The 18,126-nt window shown below is 68.5% G+C and carries 13 protein-coding genes; 6 read left to right on the top strand and 7 right to left on the bottom strand.

From position 1 onward, the window contains the following. Positions 1-29: 29 nt before the first annotated feature. Together eda and edd are read right to left on the bottom strand one after the other, a co-directional pair. A complete protein-coding gene (gene eda, locus QZ709_RS17470; protein WP_294638733.1) occupies positions 30-671 on the bottom strand; it encodes a bifunctional 4-hydroxy-2-oxoglutarate aldolase/2-dehydro-3-deoxy-phosphogluconate aldolase in 642 nt (213 codons plus the stop codon). A 48-nt stretch (positions 672-719) separates the two neighbouring features. After that, positions 720-2,564 carry a phosphogluconate dehydratase gene (gene edd, locus QZ709_RS17465; RefSeq protein ID WP_294638731.1) on the bottom strand — a complete coding sequence of 615 codons (1,845 nt, stop codon included), beginning with the start codon at positions 2,562-2,564 and terminating at the stop codon, positions 720-722. A 197-nt stretch (positions 2,565-2,761) separates the two neighbouring features. Between edd and zwf the strand changes: the two genes are divergently transcribed. The 4 genes from zwf to QZ709_RS17445 all read left to right on the top strand — a co-directional run bounded on the left by zwf (position 2,762) and on the right by QZ709_RS17445 (position 6,085). Then, on the top strand, positions 2,762-4,234 hold the full coding sequence (gene zwf / locus QZ709_RS17460; RefSeq protein WP_294638729.1) for a glucose-6-phosphate dehydrogenase: 1,473 nt from the start codon (positions 2,762-2,764) through the stop codon (positions 4,232-4,234). A 119-nt stretch (positions 4,235-4,353) separates the two neighbouring features. Then, complete coding sequence (gene pgl / locus QZ709_RS17455) at positions 4,354-4,887, top strand: 6-phosphogluconolactonase (RefSeq protein WP_294638727.1); 534 nt, start codon at positions 4,354-4,356, stop codon at positions 4,885-4,887. Then, complete coding sequence (locus tag QZ709_RS17450) at positions 4,875-5,060, top strand: 6-phosphogluconolactonase (protein WP_294638725.1); 186 nt, start codon at positions 4,875-4,877, stop codon at positions 5,058-5,060. The genes pgl and QZ709_RS17450 overlap by 13 nt, the downstream gene beginning before the upstream one ends. Positions 5,061-5,113: 53 nt before the next feature. Next, complete coding sequence (locus QZ709_RS17445) at positions 5,114-6,085, top strand: glucokinase (RefSeq protein ID WP_294638723.1); 972 nt, start codon at positions 5,114-5,116, stop codon at positions 6,083-6,085. 81 nt (positions 6,086-6,166) lie between these two features. Here the strand turns inward: QZ709_RS17445 and QZ709_RS17440 are convergent, their stop codons facing one another. Further along, positions 6,167-7,288 carry an acyl-CoA desaturase gene (locus QZ709_RS17440; RefSeq protein WP_294638721.1) on the bottom strand — a complete coding sequence of 374 codons (1,122 nt, stop codon included), beginning with the start codon at positions 7,286-7,288 and terminating at the stop codon, positions 6,167-6,169. A gap of 13 nt (positions 7,289-7,301) precedes the next feature. Then, positions 7,302-8,402: a ferredoxin reductase gene (locus QZ709_RS17435; RefSeq protein WP_294638719.1), complete on the bottom strand. Its 1,101-nt coding sequence runs from the start codon at positions 8,400-8,402 to the stop codon at positions 7,302-7,304. Positions 8,403-8,534: 132 nt separating this feature from the next. Here QZ709_RS17435 and fabR point away from each other — a divergent pair, with 132 nt between their 5' ends. Together fabR and QZ709_RS17425 are read left to right on the top strand one after the other, a co-directional pair. Continuing rightward, positions 8,535-9,242 carry an HTH-type transcriptional repressor FabR gene (gene fabR / locus QZ709_RS17430; RefSeq protein WP_294638717.1) on the top strand — a complete coding sequence of 236 codons (708 nt, stop codon included), beginning with the start codon at positions 8,535-8,537 and terminating at the stop codon, positions 9,240-9,242. Positions 9,243-9,370: 128 nt separating this feature from the next. Next, entirely contained in the window at positions 9,371-12,901 is a 3,531-nt protein-coding gene (locus QZ709_RS17425; protein ID WP_294638715.1) for a DUF2126 domain-containing protein, read from the top strand. A 12-nt stretch (positions 12,902-12,913) separates the two neighbouring features. On the opposite strand, the gene otnI is transcribed toward QZ709_RS17425, so the two are convergent. From otnI to QZ709_RS17410, 3 genes are read right to left on the bottom strand one after another with little or no spacing between them, the layout of a single operon-like run. Next, entirely contained in the window at positions 12,914-13,714 is an 801-nt protein-coding gene (gene otnI / locus QZ709_RS17420) for a 2-oxo-tetronate isomerase (RefSeq protein WP_294638713.1), read from the bottom strand. Positions 13,715-13,728: 14 nt separating this feature from the next. Further along, positions 13,729-16,803 carry an efflux RND transporter permease subunit gene (locus QZ709_RS17415; RefSeq protein ID WP_294638711.1) on the bottom strand — a complete coding sequence of 1,025 codons (3,075 nt, stop codon included), beginning with the start codon at positions 16,801-16,803 and terminating at the stop codon, positions 13,729-13,731. An 11-nt stretch (positions 16,804-16,814) separates the two neighbouring features. Then, the gene (locus QZ709_RS17410) at positions 16,815-18,023 is read right to left on the bottom strand and encodes an efflux RND transporter periplasmic adaptor subunit (RefSeq protein ID WP_294638709.1); all 1,209 of its coding nucleotides are present in this window, start codon (positions 18,021-18,023) and stop codon (positions 16,815-16,817) included. Positions 18,024-18,126 lie beyond the last annotated feature (103 nt).

Here is an 18,126-nt window from a genome sequence, read left to right as displayed (position 1 = left end):
CAGATGCAGGAAGGCGTGTCAGGCCGGTTTCAAGCGGGCTTCAGGGCAGAGGCTGCGCGCGCCAGATCGCGGATGGCGGCCCAGTCGCCGGCTTTGACCAGCGGAGCCGGCGCCAGCCACGAGCCACCCACACAGGCCACGTTCGGCAGGCTCAGGAACTGAGGCGCAGTCTCGACGGTGATGCCGCCCGTCGGGCAGAACAGTGCGTCGGCGAACGGCCCCCCCAGTGCCTTGAGCATGCCCGATCCGCCCGCCTGCTGGGCCGGGAAGAACTTGAAGTTGGTGAAGCCGCCATCAAGGGCGATCATCAGTTCCGATGCCGTGGCCACACCGGGCAACAGGCCGGTCGCGGCCTGTTGCGCGTGCTCGATCAGGGCGGGCGTCAGGCCCGGAGACACCATGAACTGCGCGCCGGCTTCGGCGGCCGCTTCCCATTGGGCGGGTGTGGTCACGGTGCCGGCTGCCACCACGGCGCCTTCGACATGGTTGGCGATCTCGCGGATCACGTCCAGCGCGTTCGGCGTGCGCAGCGTGATCTCCAGCACCTTGAGGCCGCCATCGACCAGTGCACGGCCCAGCGGCACGGCGTCTTCGGTGCGGTCGATCACCAGCACGGGGATCACCGGGCTGAGGCGCATGAACGAGGAAAGGCCAGGGTTCAGATTGGGCATCGTCGTGTCTTTCGAGGCGAGGATCAGTGAATGAGCGAGCGGGCGCGGTCAGAACTCGCCAAAGCTCATGGCGCCCTGCTCGGCGCCCGTCACGGCGCGGCGGAAGCCGCCGAACAGTTCGCGGCCGGTGCCGTGCCAGTTGGCCGACAGGTCGGCGGTGTCGACCGTGCGGGTGGCCCATTCTGCGGCCGGCACCACAGCGTCCAGCGTGCCGGCTTCGGCATCCAGCAGGATGAGGTCGCCGTTGCGCACCTTGCCGAGCGGGCCGCCGGCTTTCACTTCCGGCGTGACGTGGATGGCGGCGGGCACCTTGCCCGACGCACCGGACATGCGCCCGTCGGTCACCAGGGCCACCTTGTGACCCTGGTCCTGCAGGTTGGCCAGCGTGGGCGTGAGCGAGTGCAGTTCGGGCATGCCGTTGGCGCTCGGGCCCTGGAAGCGCACGATGGCGACGAAGTCGCGGTTGAGTTCGCCGCGCTTGTAGGCCGCAATCAGTTCGCTCTGGTCATTGAACAGGATGGCCGGCGCCTCGACCACACGGTTCTCGGGCTTGACGGCCGACACCTTGATGACCGAACGCCCGAGGTTGCCCTTGAGCACGCGCAGGCCGCCGTCCGAGGAGAAGGGGGCGGCCACGGTGCTGACCACGGTCGGGTCACCGCTGAGGGCAGGCACATCCACCCACACCACGCGATCGCCCTCGAGCTGCGGCTGGCGGGTGTAGGCCCGCAGGCCTTCGGCGCCGCCTGCCACGGTCTTCACGTCTTCGTGCAGCAGGCCGGCGTCCAGCAGTTCGCGGATCAGGAAGGCCATGCCGCCCGCGGCGTGGAAGTGGTTCACGTCGGCCTTGCCGTTGGGGTAGACGCGGGCCAGCAGCGGCGTGATGGCCGAGATCGCATCGAAGTCGTCCCAATCGATCACGATGCCGGCCGCGCGGGCCATCGCCACCAGGTGCAGCGTGTGGTTGGTGGAGCCGCCCGTGGCCATCAGGCCGACCAGGCCGTTCACCACGGCACGCTCGTCGATCACGTGGCCGACGGGGGTGTACTGGTTGCCCAGGCGGGTGAGCTGCGCCACGCGGCGAGCCGCCTCGCGGGTGAGTGCTTCGCGCAAGGGGGTGTGCGGATGGATGAAGGCCGAGCCCGGCAGGTGCAGGCCCATGATCTCCATCAGCATCTGGTTGCTGTTGGCCGTGCCGTAGAAGGTGCAGGTGCCCGGGCCGTGGTAGGCCTTCTCCTCGGCGGCCAGCAGCTCGTCCTGGCCGACTTCACCGGCAGCGTAGCGCTGTCGCACCTTGGCCTTGTCGTCGTTGCTCAGGCCGGTGGTCATCGGGCCGGCGGGCACGAACACCGTGGGCAGGTGGCCGAAGCTCAGTGCGCCGATCAGCAGGCCGGGCACGATCTTGTCGCACACGCCCAGGCACAGCGTGGCATCGAACATGTTATGAGACAACGCGACCGCCGTGGACATGGCAATCACGTCACGCGAAAAGAGCGACAGTTCCATGCCGGCCTTGCCTTGCGTGACGCCGTCGCACATGGCGGGCACGCCGCCGGCGAACTGCGCGGTGGCGCCCACTTCGCGGGCGGCTTCCTTGATCCACTCCGGGAACTCGGCAAGGGGCTGGTGGGCCGAGAGCATGTCGTTGTAGGCCGACACGATGGCCAGGTTGGCGGTGCGCTGCTGGCGAAGCCAGATCTTGTCGGCAGCGGGTGCCGCGGCGTAGGCGTGGGCCAGGTTGGTGCACCCCAGGGCCGAGCGCTCCACGGGCCCGGCCTGGCCGGCCGCGTCGATCCGCGCCAGGTAGGCGGCCCGCGTGGCGGCGCTGCGTAGGCGGATGCGCTCCGTCACGGCATGAAGTTGCGGATGCAGAGGGGTGGGGGACTTGGCCATGGTGAAAGGACGCGTTGGCTGGCAGAGCTCACAATGTAGCGAAATTTCACACGCTTGGATAGCGTCTGTGGTGTTTGCCCGTACTGTTAACGCATTGATGTGGCTGGCTCTGAGGGTTAACCCGCAATTTGCAGGGTGGCGTGTTCATGGCTCATGAAGTAGTATTACTACAAGTTTTGACGCCGATCTGAGGAAGCATGGGTACACGACTGCACGCCGCCCCCGAACTGGACCTGGTCATCTTCGGAGGCACGGGCGACCTGGCGATGCGCAAGCTGTTGCCGGCCTTGATGCGCCTGCAGCAGGACGAACTGCTGCCGGCCCGCCTGCGCGTGATCGGTGTGGCCCGAGAGCCGCTCGACCGTGCCGGCTTCCAGGCCCTGGCGCAGCAGCGCGTGGCGGCCTGTCTTGGCAAGGGCTTCGACGCCGGCGCCTGGGACCGCTTTGCCGGCTTGCTCGACTACACGTGTGTCGACGCCACCGATTCGGCGTCCTACGATGAGCTGGCCGCGATGCTGCTCGGCGCACCCCAGCGCGAGCGGGTGTTCTACCTGTCCACGGCGCCCCGGCTGTTTGCCACGATCTGCGAGCAGCTCGCGCGGCGCGGGCTGAACACCGAGCACAGCCGCGTCGTGCTGGAAAAGCCGCTGGGGCATGACCTGGCGTCATCGCAGGCCATCAACGACGCTGTGGGGGGCTTCTTCGGCGAGCAGCAGATCTACCGGATCGACCACTACCTGGGCAAGGAGCCGGTGCAGAACCTCCTGGCCCTGCGCTTCGGCAACGCGCTGTTCGAGCCGCTGTGGCGGCGCGAGTCGGTGCGCGATGTGCAGATCACGGTGGCCGAAGAGCTGGGGGTCGAGTCCCGCGGCGACTTCTATGACCAGGTCGGTGCCATGCGCGACATGGTGCAGAACCACCTGCTGCAACTGCTGTGCATCGTGGCCATGGAGCCGCCTGCATCGATCTCTGCCGACGCTGTGCGCGACGAGAAGCTCAAGATCCTGCGGGCGCTGCGCCCGATCGCCGGCGCCGATGTGGGCCTGAAGACGGTGCGCGGGCAGTACCGTGCCGGGGCGGCGGCTGGCAAGCCGGTGCCGGGCTACCTGGAAGAGGAACGCATTCCGCCGGGCAGCACCACCGAGACCTTCGTGGCGCTGCGCGCCGAGATCGACACCTGGCGCTGGGCCGGCGTGCCCTTTTTCCTGCGCACCGGCAAGCGCATGCCGCAGCGCGTGGCCGAGATCGTCGTCAACTTCCGCAGCGTGCCGCATTCCATCTTCGGGCAGACGGCCGACAGCCTGAACCCCAACCGCATGGTGATCCGCATGCAGCCCGAGGAAAAGGTCGAGCTGCACCTGCTCGCCAAGCAGCCGGGTGACGTCATGCACCTGCAGCCGGTTCACCTGAATCTGGACTTTGCCGAGACCTTCCGCTCGCGTCGCCTGGAGGCCTACGAGCGCTTGCTGATGGATGTGATGCGTGGCAACCTGACGCTGTTCGTGCGCCGGGACGAGCAGGAGGCCGCGTGGCGCTGGGTCGAGCCCATCATGGACGCCTGGAAGGCCAGCACCGAGCGGCCCAAGCCCTACACGGCAGGCACCTGGGGGCCGGCCGCCTCGAGCGCCTTGCTGGGGCGCGACGGGCTGGCCTGGCACGAGGAGATCTGACATGGCAGCGCCCGCGCGAACGCCAGCGGGCCGCCTTGCTCCTGGCTCCCTGCTGCGGGCACCCTGATTGCCCGCTGTCAGCACCTTCTGTCCGACCCGGTCGACCCATTCGAATCGCCATGCAACTCAATCACCACACGGCCGCCGACGCGGCCACCCTGGCGGCCAACCTGGCGCGCTTCACGGCCGACCGGCTGCAGGCCGCCCTGGCCGAACGCGAGCGCGTGCTGCTGGTGCTGTCCGGCGGCAGCACCCCGGTGCCGTTCTTCGAGGCGCTGTCCCGCCTGCCACTGGACTGGTCGCGTGTGGTCGTGACCCTGGCCGATGACCGCTGGGTGCCGCTGGACCATGCCGACAGCAACGCGCGCCTGGTGCGAACGCACCTGCTGCAGGGGCCTGCCGCAGCGGCCACTTTTGTGCCGGTCAGCAGCGAAGCGCCCACGCCCACCGACGGCCAGCCTGCCATCGAGGCCGAACTGGCCGGCTTGCCGTGGCCGGCCGAGGTGACGTTGTTCGGCATGGGCGGCGACGGCCACACGGCCTCGCTGTTCCCGCAGGCGCCGGAGCTGGCCGCCGCGCTGGACGACGCGCAGGCCCCGTTGACGATGCCCGTGGGGCCCCGGCCCCGCCGAATGTGCCGGTGCCGCGCCTGACGCTGACGCGCCGTGCGCTGCTGGACACGCGGTGCGCGGTGATCCACTGCACCGGGGCGGCCAAGCGTGCCTTGCTGCAGCGTGCATCCGAAGCCGGGGAGGTGGCCGAGCTGCCCATCCGCATCGTCCTCCAGCAGGACCGCGTGCCCGTGCACATCTTCCATGTCGACTGAAGCGGGCGGCGCGTGCCTCCTGCCATTTCCTTCCTGATTCCGAGACCGACACCATGTCTGCCAGTTACCCCCGCCTGCTCGGCGATGTGGGCGGCACCAATGCCCGCCTGGCTTTGCAACAAGCGCCCGATGCCCCCATCGAGCACATCGTCAACCTGCCTTGCAAAGACTTCCCCGGTCCGCGCGAGGCCATCGAGCATTACCTGCAGCAGGTGCTGCCCCGAACGGGCGGGCAGCGTCCGCGCGCCGGCGTGGTCGGCATCGCCAACCCCATCCTGGGCGACCGGATTGCGCTGACCAACGCCCACTGGGCGTTCTCGATCAGCGAGCTGCGCGATGCGCTGGGGCTGTCGTCACTGGTGTTCCTGAACGACTTCACGGTGCTGGCGCTCTCCCTGCCGGGCCTGCCGGCGGCCGACCTGGTGCAGGTCGGCGGTACCGAGCCCATGCCGGGCAAGGCCAAGGCGCTGCTGGGTGCCGGCACGGGACTGGGCGTGTCGGGGCTCGTGCCGGTGCCCGGGCAGGATCTGTGGGTGCCGCTGGAAGGCGAGGGCGGGCACGTGACCCTGCCGGCCTTTGATGAGGATGAGGCTCGCGTGATCGGCGCGCTGCGCACCTTGCTGCCGGACCATGTGTCGGCCGAGCGTGGGGCGCTGTCAGGTCAGGGCATTCAAGCGCTGTACCAGGCCCACTGCCTGTTGGCCGGTGTGGCACACGCCAACCTGAGCCCGGCCGACGTGACCCAGCATGCGCTGGACGGCACCGATGTGGAGTGCGTGGCCGCGCTGAACACCTTCTGCGCCATGATGGGCACCGTGGCGGCCGACCTGGCGCTCACGCTGGGCGCCCAGGGGGGCGTCTACATCGGCGGGGGCATCGTGCCCAAGCTGGGTGACTTCTTCCTGCGCTCGCCCTTCCGCGCGCGCTTCGAGCGCAAGGGCCGTTTCGGCGACTACCTCGCGCGCATCCCCGTCTACGTGATTCATTCGGCCTACCCGGCCCTGATCGGAGCCAGCCGCGCCTGATCACCCGTCGGGTCGCGCTTCCAAAAGAAAACCCGCCTGCCGGCGGGTTTTTCTATGGCGGATTCCTTCCGTCGCGCCGTCTCAGTTCGCGCCCTGCGTGGCCGGGCGCACGCGGGCCGGCGAGCTGGGGAAGGAGTGACGCAGGATGCGCCAGATCACCTGGCTGAACTGCTTGACCATCGAGCCGGTGTTGTAGAACTGGCCGTAGCGGGCGCAGATTTCCTTCACCTCGACCGCCATTTCGGCGTACCGGTTGGCCGGCACGTCGGGGAACAGGTGGTGCTCGATCTGGTGGCTCAGGTTGCCCGTCCACAGGTCGATCAGCTTGCCACCGGTCAGGTTGCTCGAACCGCGGATCTGACGCACGTACCAGTGGGCGCGGGTCTCGTTCTTCAGTACGCTCTTGGGGAAGGTCTCGACGTTGGTCGTGAAGTGGCCGCAGAAGATGACGGTGTACGTCCAGATGCTGCGGATCACGTTGGCCACGGCGTTGCCGGCCAGCACGGTCAGGAAGCCCGGCCCGGCCAGCAGCGGGAACACGATGTAGTCCTTGATCATCTGACGGCGCATCTTCAGCAGGGCCGGCTTGGCGATCCGGTACATCTGCTTGTTCGACACGCGGCCCGAGAACCAGCGGCCCAGGCGCAGGTCCTGGATGGCCACACCCCACTCGAACAGCAGCGCGAAGATGACCGCGTAGATCGGCTGACCCAGGCGGGCCGGATGCCACTTCTGCTCGGGGAACAGGCGCAGCACGCCATAGCCCAGGTCTTCGTCCATGCCATGGACGTTGGTGTAGGTGTGGTGACGGAAGTTGTGGGTCTTGCGCCAGTTGTCGCTGGTGCCGGCGATGTCCCACTCGAAGGACTTGCCCTGCAGGTGGGGGTCGCCCATCCAGTCGTACTGACCGTGGATCACGTTGTGACCCAGCTCCATGTTGTCCAGGATCTTGGACATGGCCAGCAGCACCACACCGGCTGCCGCAGCGGGGAACAGCCAGCCTTCCGGCAGGAAGAACGCGGCCATCAGCAGGATGCGGCCCAGGGCCTCGGTGTAGCGCACCGCCTTGTAGATGCGGCGGATGTAGCGCGCGTCGCGCTCGCCCAGGTCGGCCACGGTGCGGGCGCGCAGGGCATCGATCTCGGCGCCGAAGCGGGCCAGCTCGTCGGCGCTCAGCGTGCGGCTCAGGGATGTCGTGCTCATCGGGAAAGTCTCCTCAAAGGTCCAGCGTGAGGTCGGTGCGGGCGCGGCTCACGCAGATGCGGACCTGGCCTTCTTCCTCGGTGCTCTGTTCCTTGGTGTTGATGTCTTCGATCGTGCCGGCGCGCTTGGTGCACACGCAGGTGTGGCACACGCCCATGCGGCAGCCGGAGCGTGGGTTCAGGCCCTGGGCTTCCAGGGCTTCCAGCAGCGACTGGCCGGTCGACACCTCCAGCGTGCGGCCGGTGCGTGTCAGCTGCACGCGCACCGTGGTCGCGTCGGCCGCATCCAGCGTCGCCGGGGTGAAGCCTTCGGCCAGGAAGCGACGCACGCGGCCTTCGGTCAGGCTGCGGGCGGTGTCGACAAAGCCGCTCGGGCCACAGGCATACACCTGCGCATCGGACAGGTCGCCGGCCAGCTCGGCCAGTTGTTCGGTGCTGATGAAGCCCCTGTGTTCGCCTGCCAGCAGCTGGGCCTCGTGGGTCAGCACCACATGCAGATGGAATTGCGGGTGCTTGCGCGCCAGGGCCTGCAGTTCCAGCAGGAAGCACAGCTCGGCACGGGTCTTGGCCCAGTAGATCAGCGTGGTGTCGACCGGCATGTTCTGCGCGGCCAGGGCCCGGGTCAGGCTCATCAAGGGGGTGATGCCGCTGCCGGCAGCCAGGAACACCCAGCGGCCCTCGGGCTTGGCGGGCAGCGTCATCTCGCCGAAGGCAGGTCCGATCTCGAGCACGTCGCCCACTTGCACATCGCGGCACAGGTGGGTGCTGAGCTTGCCGCCGTCCACACGCTTGACGGTGAGGCTGATGCGTCCGTTGCGCTGCGGAATGCCGGTCAGGCTGTAGCTGCGGGTGGTGCGGCGGCCATTGACCTCGGCACTCACGTTGACGTGCTGGCCTGGCGCGAAACGCCCCACATGGCGGTTGGGCTTGAGCACCAGCGTCACGGTGTCGGCTGCCTCGACATGGCGCTCGACGACCTTGGCGAGCGGGCGCGACCACGACCACGCGGGGTTGAGGTGGCCCACCCAGAAGTCGAAGACGTCGGGGGCGATGAAGGGCTCGATGAGCCGGCCCAGCGTGGAGGGCGCGCGCGCGCCGGTGACAGAAGCAGACACGGTGTCGACAGGCCTTTCGGACAGGGCACAAATCAGGAACGTCGCGGCAGTATACGCACGGGAGAACGTTTGTCTATACAGCTGTGCATTAATTCTAGCCCGTATGATGGCGATCAGTTCTACCCCAGCTTCATGACAACACTTTCCTCGCCGGTGATGGGTATCGTTTCTGAATCCGATCCGGATGCACGCGCTGTCGCACCTTCGCCCCACGTCGGGCCCGGGCGCAAGGCCGTGATCTCCCGCGAGGACATCATCACCGCCGCCCTGAAGCTCCTCGGGCCTCACCGCAGCGTCTCGAGCCTGAGCCTGCGCGAAGTCGCCCGCGAGGCCGGCATTGCGCCCAACAGCTTCTACCGGCAGTTCCGCGACATCGACGAACTCGCCGTCACGCTGATCGACCGCGCGGGGGAATCCTTGCGGCGCATCATCGGCGAGGCCCGCAAGCGGGCGCGGCAGGAGCGCAGCGTGGTGCGCAGCTCGGTGGAGGCCTTTATGGAGCAGCTGCAATCGGACGACAAGTCGCTGCACATCCTGCTGCGCGAGGGCACGGTGGGCTCGGATGCCTTCAAACAGGCGGTCGATCGCCAGCTCAATTTCTTCGAGGAAGAGCTGCGCCTGGACCTGATCCGTCTGGCGCGTGCCGGCCGCACCGGCCTGTACGAGCCTGCGCTCACGGCCAAGGCGATCACCCGGCTGGTGTTCGCCATGGGTGCCACCGCCATGGACCAGCCGCCCGCACGCCAGCGCGAACTGGCCGAGCAGATGGTCATCATGGTGCGCATGATCGTGGAAGGCACCCAGGCGATCGCCGAATCGGGACAGCGCCCCGACCGGTGAGTCCGTGGATCAGGGCCGTTCTCCTTCCTCCTGACCCTGGTCAAGCCGCGTGCACCAAGTTGGTGGCCCGCAACTTGCTGGTGTCACAAGGTACCTGCACACTGTTGCGGTTCCTTACGGAGAGTCGTGTGTCCATTCACGTTGCCCTGAATCACGTCACCCATTACCGCTATGACCGTCCGGTCAACCTGTCTCCCCAGGTCGTGCGCCTGCGTCCCGCACCGCACTGCCGCACGCGCATCCTGTCGTACTCGCTGAAGGTTGAGCCCGAAGTCCACTTCATCAACTGGCAACAGGATCCGTTTTCGAATCACCTGGCCCGCCTCGTCTTTCCGGAGAAGACCGAGGTGTTCAAGGTCACGGTCGATCTGGTCGCCGAAATGGCGGTCTACAACCCGTTCGACTTCTTCCTGGAACCCTACGCAGAGACCTTCCCGTTCGCGTACGAGGCGGCCTCGCTGCACGACTTGCAACCCTATCTGGCCAAGGCCGAGCTGACACCGGCGTTCAAGGCCTTCGTCGACAGCATCGACCGCACCGAGGTGCGCACGATCGACTTCCTGGTCCACCTGAACCAGCGGCTGCAGCAGGAGATCGCCTACACGATCCGCATGGAGCCGGGCGTGCAGACGCCCGAGCAGACCCTGACGCTGAAGTCTGGCTCATGCCGCGACACGGGCTGGCTGCTGGTGCAGACGCTGCGGCACATGGGGCTGGCCGCGCGCTTCGTGTCCGGCTACCTGATCCAGCTGAAGGCCGACGTGGCGGCGCTGGACGGCCCCTCCGGCACGGAGGTCGACTTCACCGACCTGCACGCGTGGTGCGAGGTCTTCCTGCCCGGGGCAGGCTGGATCGGCCTGGATCCGACCTCGGGCCTGCTGGCCGGCGAGGGCCACATCCCGGTGGCCTGCACGCCCGAGCCCTCGGGCGCCGCGCCCATCACCGGCGCCGTGGACGAGTGCGAGGTCGAGTTCGAGCACCACATGGCGATCACGCGCATTTACGAATCGCCGCGCGTGACCAAGCCCTACACCGACGACCAGTGGGCCGCGATCGACGCACTGGGTGAGACGGTGGATCAGCACCTGAGCGAGGGCGACGTGCGCCTGACCATGGGCGGCGAGCCGACCTTCGTGTCGGTGGACGACCGCGACGGCGCCGAATGGAACACCGACGCCCTCGGTCCGACCAAGCGCGGCCTGGCCACCGAATTGGTGCACAAGCTGCGCGCGCGCTACGGCGAGGGCGGCTTCCTGCACTTCGGCCAGGGCAAGTGGTACCCCGGCGAGCAGCTGCCGCGCTGGGCGCTGTCCATCTTCTGGCGGGCCGACGGCCAGCCGTGCTGGCACGACCCCAGCCTGTTTGCCGATGAACGCCACTCGCCGCTGTACACCACCGACGATGCCAAGCGCTTCATCGACCTGCTGAGCACCAAGCTGGGCGTGGGCACGGACCACATCCAGACTGGCTACGAGGACACGTGGTACTACCTGTGGCGTGAGCGCCGCCTGCCCGTGAACGTCGACCCGCTGGATGCGCGCCTGGACGACGAACTCGAGCGCGTGCGCCTGCGTCGCGTGTTCGACCAGGGGCTGGATCACCGGGTGGGCTATGCGCTGCCGCTCAAGCGCGACTGGCCGGTCGGCCTGTCCGGCCCGAAGTGGGTGACCGGGCCCTGGTTCTTCCGTGATGAGCGCATGTACCTGATCCCCGGCGACTCGCCGATGGGCTACCGGCTGCCGCTGGATTCGCTGCCCTGGGTGACGAAGGGCGAGTACCCCTTTGTGCACGAACACGACCCGTTTGCGCCCAAGGCGCCGCTGGCCGATGCGGCCGCGCTGCGTTCGCAGTACGGCGCGCACCAGGTGGGCGGCGGTTTTGCCCAGGGCGGGGCGGTGTCGGTGCAAGGGCAGGGCGTGGCCGGCCTGATGGGTGAGGGCGTGGAGGGACGCCCGGGACACAACGGCGAATGGGGTCACCTGGCCGCCAACCCGGTGGTGGCCTCGGCCGGGCCGGCCACGCCCGGCCTGGTCGATCCGAACAAACAGCCCAGCCGCTTCGAGTCGGCGCACTGGATCACGCGCACGGCGCTGTGCGTGGAGGTGCGCAACCCGGACCGCGCCAACGGCCCCCGGGTGGAAACCGAAGGCCAGGGCGGTGGGGTGCTGTATGTGTTCATGCCGCCGCTGAGCAGCCTGGACGACTACCTCGATCTGCTGGCCGCCGTTGAAGCCACCGCGGCCGAACTGGGCGTGAAGATCGTGCTGGAAGGCTACCCGCCGCCGCGTGACGCCCGCCTGAAGCTGCTGCAGGTCACGCCCGACCCCGGTGTGATCGAGGTGAACATCCACCCGGCGTCCAGCTGGGCGCAACTGGTGGACCACACCGAGTTCCTGTACGAGGCTGCGCACCAGACCCGCCTGTCGACCGAGAAGTTCATGGTCGATGGCCGCCACACCGGCACGGGCGGTGGCAACCACTTCGTGCTGGGCGGGGCCACGCCGGCCGACAGCCCCTTCCTGCGGCGCCCGGACCTGCTGCCTTCGCTGCTGACCTTCTGGCACAACCACCCCTCGCTGTCCTACCTGTTCTCGGGTCTCTTCATCGGCCCCACCAGCCAGGCGCCGCGCATCGACGAGGCGCGTCAGGACCAGGTCTACGAGACCGAGCTGGGTTTGAAGGAAATCGAGCGGCAGATGGCCATCTGGGGCCAGTGCCCGCCGTGGCTCATCGACCGCACGCTGCGCAACCTGCTGATCGACGCCACGGGCAACACGCACCGCAGCGAGTTCTGCATCGACAAGCTGTATTCGCCGGATGGGCCCACGGGGCGCCTGGGGCTGCTGGAGTTGCGCGCCTTCGAGATGCCGCCGCATTCGAAGATGAGCCTCGTGCAGCAGCTGCTGTTGCGCGCACTGGTGGCCTGGTTCTGGAAGGAGCCGTATCAGGGCCATGGCGCACAGCGCCTGACGCGATGGGGCACGGGCCTGCATGACCGTTTCCTGCTGCCGAGTTTCGTACAGCAGGACTTCGCCGATGTGCTGGCCGAGCTCGACATGGCGGGCTACCACTTCGAATCCGACTGGTTCGCGCCGCATTTCGAGTTCCGCTTCCCGTTCATCGGCGACTTTGCCGCGTCAGGCGTCAAGCTGACGCTGCGCGGGGCGCTCGAGCCGTGGCACGTGATGGGCGAAGAGGGCGCCATCGGCGGTACGGTGCGCTACGTGGATTCGTCGCTCGAGCGGCTGGAGGTCAAGGCCACCGGCCTGAACGGCAACCGCCATGTGGTCACGGTCAATGGCCACATCCTGCCGCTGCACCCCACGGGCCGCGTGGGCGAATTCGTGGCCGGTGTGCGCTACCGTGCGTGGCAGCCGCCTTCGTGTCTGCACCCCACCATCGGCGTCGACGCGCCACTGGTGTTCGACGTGGTGGACACCTGGCTCAAGCGCTCGGTGGGGGGATGCCAGTACCACGTCGCCCACCCGGGTGGCCGCAACTACGACACCTTCCCGGTGAACTCGTACGAGGCGGAAAGCCGTCGTCTGGCGCGCTTCTTCCGCATGGGCCACACCCCGGGGCCGATGAACCTCAAACCGCTGCAGCCGGGCATCGAGCACCCGCTCACGCTGGACCTGCGCGTGGCCCGCCAGCCCTGAGGAGGGTCGGGCTCAGGCCAGCCAGGGCCTGAGCCAGCCCAATCCGTCCGTCGTGCCCCGGGCCACCGGGCCGCGGGCGGGCCTGTATTCGCAGCCCAGCCAGCCGTCAAAGCCCAGCGCATCGATCAGCTCGAACAGGTAGGGGTAGTTCAGCTCCCCCACATCGGGCTCATGCCGTTCGGGCACGCCGGCAATCTGCAGGTGGCCGACATGGCCCGTGGGCAGGTACTGGCGCAGCTTCATCGCCAGGTCGCCCTCCACGATCTGGCAGTGGTACAGGTCCATCTGCACCTTGACGTTCGGCTGGCCGATCGACGCGATCAGCGCATGGGCCTGATCCTGGCGTGTGAGGAAGTAGCCCGGCATGTCCCGGCCATTGATGGGCTCGATCAGCAGATCGACGCCGGCAGGCCGGGCCAGCTCGGCCGCCACACGCAGGTTGCGCACGTAGGTGGCTTCCGCCTCTTCTCGGCCCAGCCCGTCGGGCACGCGCCCGGCCATCACGTGAACACGGTGGCAGTTCAAGGCCTCGGCATAGCGCAGGGCCTGCTCGATGCCGGCCTTGAACTCGGCTTCGCGCCCGGGCAGGCAGGCCAGACCGCGCTCGCCGGCATCCCAGTCGCCCGGCGGGGCATTGAACAGCACCTGCTGCAAGCCGCTTGCCTGAAGCCGTCGGGCCAGCTCGTCGGCGGGGTGGGCATACGGAAACAGGTACTCGACTCCCTGGAAGCCATCGCGGGCGGCGGCATCGAAGCGGTCCAGGAAGGCGAGCTCGTTGTAGAGCATCGTGAGGTTGGCAGCAAAGCGCGGCATGGTGCGTGTGCGTTTCAACGGGCGTGGGCAGAGCGGCGCAGGCGGGCTTGCAGCCAGCTCACGCCGCCATCGACCAGGCTGAAGACGACCGGGATCACCAGCAGGCTCAGGAAGGTCGAGGTGATCAGGCCGCCGATCACCACGATGGCCATGGGGGCACGGAAGCTGGGGTCGACGCCGATGCCCAGTGCGATCGGCATCATGCCGGCGCCCATCGCCATGGTCGTCATGATGATGGGCTGCGCCCGCTTGCGGCAGGCATCGAGGATGGCCTCGAGCCGCCCCAGGCCGCGCTCTCGTTGCGCGAGGATCACGTAGTCGACCAGCAGGATGGAGTTCTTGGTGGCAATGCCCATCAGCATGATCAACCCGATCATGGACGGCATGGACAGGGCGGTGCGGGTGATGAACAGCGCCAGGATGGCGCCGGGCACCGACAGCACCAGGGCTGCAAGGATGGTCACTGGCTGAATGAAGTCCTTGAACAGCAGCACCAGCACGACGTAGATGCACAGCACGCCGGTCAGCATGGCCAGGCCGAAGCTGGCGAACAGCTCGCCCATGGCCTCGGCGTCGCCCACGGTGGTCTGCGTCACCCCGGGGGGCAGGTTGCGCAGGCTGGGCAGCGCCAGCGCCGCGGCCTCGACCGCGCCCAGGGGCTGCTGGTTCAGCTCGATCTCGAAGTTGATGTTGCGTTGCCGGTCGTAGCGGTCGATCTGGGCCGGGCCGCTGTCCAGCGAGACGTCGGCCACGCTGGACAGCGGCACGGCACCCTGGGCCCCGGGAACGGGCAGGCGCTTGAGCAACTCGATGTCCTGTCGGGCCGTTGTCGGCAGGCGCACCACAACCGGGATCTGGCGCTGTGCGAGGTTCAACTTCGACAGACTCTGGTCGTAGTCGCCGGTGGTGGCCACGCGCAGTGTGTCGGCGATGGCGCTGGCGGTCACGCCCAGGTCGGCGGCGCGGGCGAAGTCGGGGCGCACGATCAGTTCGGGCCGTACGAGGCTGGCGGTGGAGGTGACGTTGCCGATGCCGGGCAGGGTGCGCAGCTCGCGCTCGACCTTGGCGGCATGGGCGCTCAGCACGTTGCCGTCCTCGCCCGCCAGGACCAGCACGTACTTGTCGTTGGCGCCGCCCAGACCCACACGCACCCGTGCGCCGGGCAGCGCCTGCAGGGCGTTGCGCATCTGGCCTTCAATGTCCTGCTTGGTCAGGCCGGGGCGTTCGTCGCGGTGCGTGAGGTTCACCGTCAGCGTGGCCTTGCTGACCTCGGTGGCCCCGACCGAGGTGAAGGGGTCGCCCCCCGCCTTGCCAGCGCCGATGGCGGTGTAGACCAGTTTGACGTTGGGATTGGCGGCCACGATCTGGCGTGCCCGCTCGGCCAGTGTCTTGGCCTGCTCCAGCGTGCTGCCGGGCGGCAGGGTCAGCGTCACCTGGGTCTGCGACAGGTCGTCAGGGGGCAGGAAGCCGGTCGGCAGGCTGCCACCCGACACCATCGATCCGACGAAGAACACGCCGGTGAGGAAGACCGTCAGCAGCCTGTGCTTCAGGCACCAGCGCGCCCACCCCAGGTAGCGCGCCATCCAGAAAGGCTCATGGTGCTCGCCTCTGGGCGGCTTGAGGATGTAGGCCGCCATCATCGGTGTCAGCATGCGGGCCACCACCAGCGAGAAGAACACCGCGATCGCGGCCGTCCAGCCGAACTGCACGAAGAACTTGCCCGCCACGCCGCTCATGAAGGCGGTGGGCAGAAACACGGCGATCAGCGTGAAGGTGGTCGCGATGACGGCCAGGCCGATTTCGTCGGCGGCCTCCATGGCGGCCTCATACGGGGTCTTGCCCATGCGCAGGTGGCGCATGATGTTTTCGATCTCGACGATGGCGTCGTCGACCAGCACACCCACCACGATGGACAGCGACAGCAGCGTCACCACGTTGATGGTGAAGCCGAAGAAGTACATCACGCCGAAGGTGGGCAGCACCGACAGGGGCAGCGCGGCGGCCGCCACCAGCGTGGCGCGCCAGTCGCGCAGGAAGAGGAACACCACGATCACCGCGAGGGCCGCCCCTTCGTACAGCAGGTGCATCGACCCGGTGTAGTTCTCCTTGACCGGGTCGACGAAGTTGAAGGCCTCCGTCACGCTGACATCGGGATGCTCCTGCTGAAGCCGGGCCAGGGCCTCGCGCACGCCGGTCTCCACCTCGACCTCGCCGGCGCCGCGGGCACGCACCACCTCGAAGCCCACCACAGGCTGGCCGTTGAGAAAGGCTGCGCTGCGGGGATCGGCGACCGTGTCACGCACGCTGGCGACGCTGTCCAGCCGCACGCGGCGGCCGTCCGACAGGCTGATCGACATGGCGGCCAGTTCGTCAGCCGATTGCACGGTGGCGATGGTGCGCACCGATTGCTCGGCACCGCCGATGTCGGCGCGGCCGCCCGATGCCTCCTGCTGGATGGCGCGCAGCTGTCGCGAGACGTCGGCCACGGTGGTGTTGAGGGCCAGCAAACGGCCCGGGTCCAGCTCGACGCGCACTTCGCGCGTGACGCCGCCCACGCGCGACACCGCCCCCACGCCCTTGACCGACAGCAGCCGCCGCGTGACGGTGTGGTCCACGAACCAGGACAGGGCCTCGTCATCCATCCGCGGCGAGGCGACCGTGTAGGTCAGGATGGGCAGCCCGGACAGGTTGATCTTCGAAATCGCCGGGTCGCGCAGCTCGGCGGGCAGGTCGGCCCGCACGCGCGCCACCGCATCGCGCACGTCGTCCACGGCTTCCTGGATCGGCTTCTCCAGCCGGAACTCGACCGTGGTGGTGGCCTGGCCGTCCTGCACCGTGGTGTAGATGTGTTTGACACCCTGCAGGGTGGCCACGCTGTTCTCGATCTTGCGCGCCACCTGGGTTTCCAGCTGTGCCGGGGAGGCCCCCGGCAACTGCGCCGTGACGACGACCGAGGGCAGCTCGATGTCCGGGAAGTTCTGGATCTTCATCCGGCTGAATCCCAGCAGGCCCACCAGCGTGAGCATGATGAACAGCAGGATGGCCGGGATCGGGTTGCGGATCGACCAGGACGAGACGTTGATGCTCATGGCCGTGTCCTTCAGCGCGCGGCCGAAGCGGCGGAGGCGGCCGATGCGGGTGTCGGCGCGGCGGGGGTGTCCACCACCCGGACCACATCGCCATCACTGAGGAAGGCCCCGCCGGCCACCACCACCCGGTCGTCGGGCGACAGCCCGCTGCGCACCTCGATGCGGTCTCCTTCGCGGCGGCCCACCTGCACCTTCACGGCGCGCAGGCGTTGATCGGCGCCCACCACATAGGCCAGGTGGAAGCCTTCGCGCAGGAGCACGGCGCTTTGCGGCACGGTCTGGGCGGCCACCCGGCCGAGTTCGATCCGGCCGCTGGCGAACATGCCGGCCTGGGCCGGGCTGCCAGCCGGCAGGTCCACATACACCAGGCCCAGCCGGGTAGACGGGTTCACCGTCGGGGCCAGCGCGCGCACCTTGCCGGTCAGCGGGGTGCCACCGGCCAGCGACAGTTGCACGGTCTGGCCCGTCTTGATCTGCGGCAGGTCCGCCTGCGGCACCTCGCCGCGCCATTCCAGTCGACCCTGGCGAATCAGGCGGAACAACTCCTGCCCGGGCTGCACCACGCTGCCGACGGTGGCGCTGCGTGCCGAGATCACGCCGTCGTCGGGGGCGACCACGCGTGCATGAGACAGCCGCAGCTCATCCACCGCGAGCCGGGCTTTCTGTGCGTCCACGCGCGCCCGTGCGGTCTGTTCCACGGTGATGGCCTGCTGCACCTGCTGCGCGCTCATGAAGCCCTGGGGCTGCAGTTGGCGGGCTCGCTCGGCATTCGCGCGGGCTTCGGCCAGTGCCGCCTGCGCTTCCGCCACGGCGGCACGCGTGGCGGCCACCTCGGCCTGAACCGAGTCTTCACGGAACACGGCCAGAACCTGCCCCCGGCGCACGGTGTCACCGACGTTCACCAGCACCTGCTGCAGGCGCAGGCCCGCGGTCTCGGCGCCGACGATGGCTTCCTGCCAGGCCGCGACGCTGCCATCCGCGCTCACGGTACGGGGCCAGGAGGCGGCCTCCAGCCTTGTGACGTTCACCGTCAGCGCCGCCCGGGCGGCCGATGCCGCGCTGGCCGCCGCCGGGGCCGACGCCGCGGCGCCCTCAGCAGCCTGTTCCCGCTGGCCGCAGGCCCCCAGCAGGGCCAGGATCAGCACGCTGCTTGCGAGCAGGGCAGGGCGCGGAAGCGACGAGGGGGACGACAGCAGGCGGAATCGGTTCATGGAGGGCATGGCGATCTGAGGAGCGAGGTCGGCGACGAGTGTACGCGCGCGTTTCCGGCCCCTTCGTGCTGCCCTGTTCGTGACGGGTTCCACCATTCGGCCAGGGCGCCCC

Origin of the sequence: uncultured Aquabacterium sp., assembly GCF_913773725.1 — a bacterium.
Lineage (GTDB): Bacteria > Pseudomonadota > Gammaproteobacteria > Burkholderiales > Burkholderiaceae_C > Aquabacterium.
Note: the sequence above shows the minus strand (reverse complement) of the source record. Positions and strands in the feature narration are given on the sequence as shown.

Coding starts and splice junctions, on each gene's coding strand:
- zwf (WP_294638729.1), top strand. CDS start 2,762: ATGGGTACACGACTGCACGCCGCCCCCGAACTGGACCTGGTCATCTTC.
- QZ709_RS17415 (WP_294638711.1), bottom strand. CDS start 16,803: ATGAGCATCAACGTCTCGTCCTGGTCGATCCGCAACCCGATCCCGGCC.
- fabR (WP_294638717.1), top strand. CDS start 8,535: ATGACAACACTTTCCTCGCCGGTGATGGGTATCGTTTCTGAATCCGAT.
- QZ709_RS17410 (WP_294638709.1), bottom strand. CDS start 18,023: ATGCCCTCCATGAACCGATTCCGCCTGCTGTCGTCCCCCTCGTCGCTT.
- edd (WP_294638731.1), bottom strand. CDS start 2,564: ATGGCCAAGTCCCCCACCCCTCTGCATCCGCAACTTCATGCCGTGACG.
- QZ709_RS17445 (WP_294638723.1), top strand. CDS start 5,114: ATGTCTGCCAGTTACCCCCGCCTGCTCGGCGATGTGGGCGGCACCAAT.
- QZ709_RS17440 (WP_294638721.1), bottom strand. CDS start 7,288: ATGAGCACGACATCCCTGAGCCGCACGCTGAGCGCCGACGAGCTGGCC.
- otnI (WP_294638713.1), bottom strand. CDS start 13,714: ATGCCGCGCTTTGCTGCCAACCTCACGATGCTCTACAACGAGCTCGCC.
- pgl (WP_294638727.1), top strand. CDS start 4,354: ATGCAACTCAATCACCACACGGCCGCCGACGCGGCCACCCTGGCGGCC.
- eda (WP_294638733.1), bottom strand. CDS start 671: ATGCCCAATCTGAACCCTGGCCTTTCCTCGTTCATGCGCCTCAGCCCG.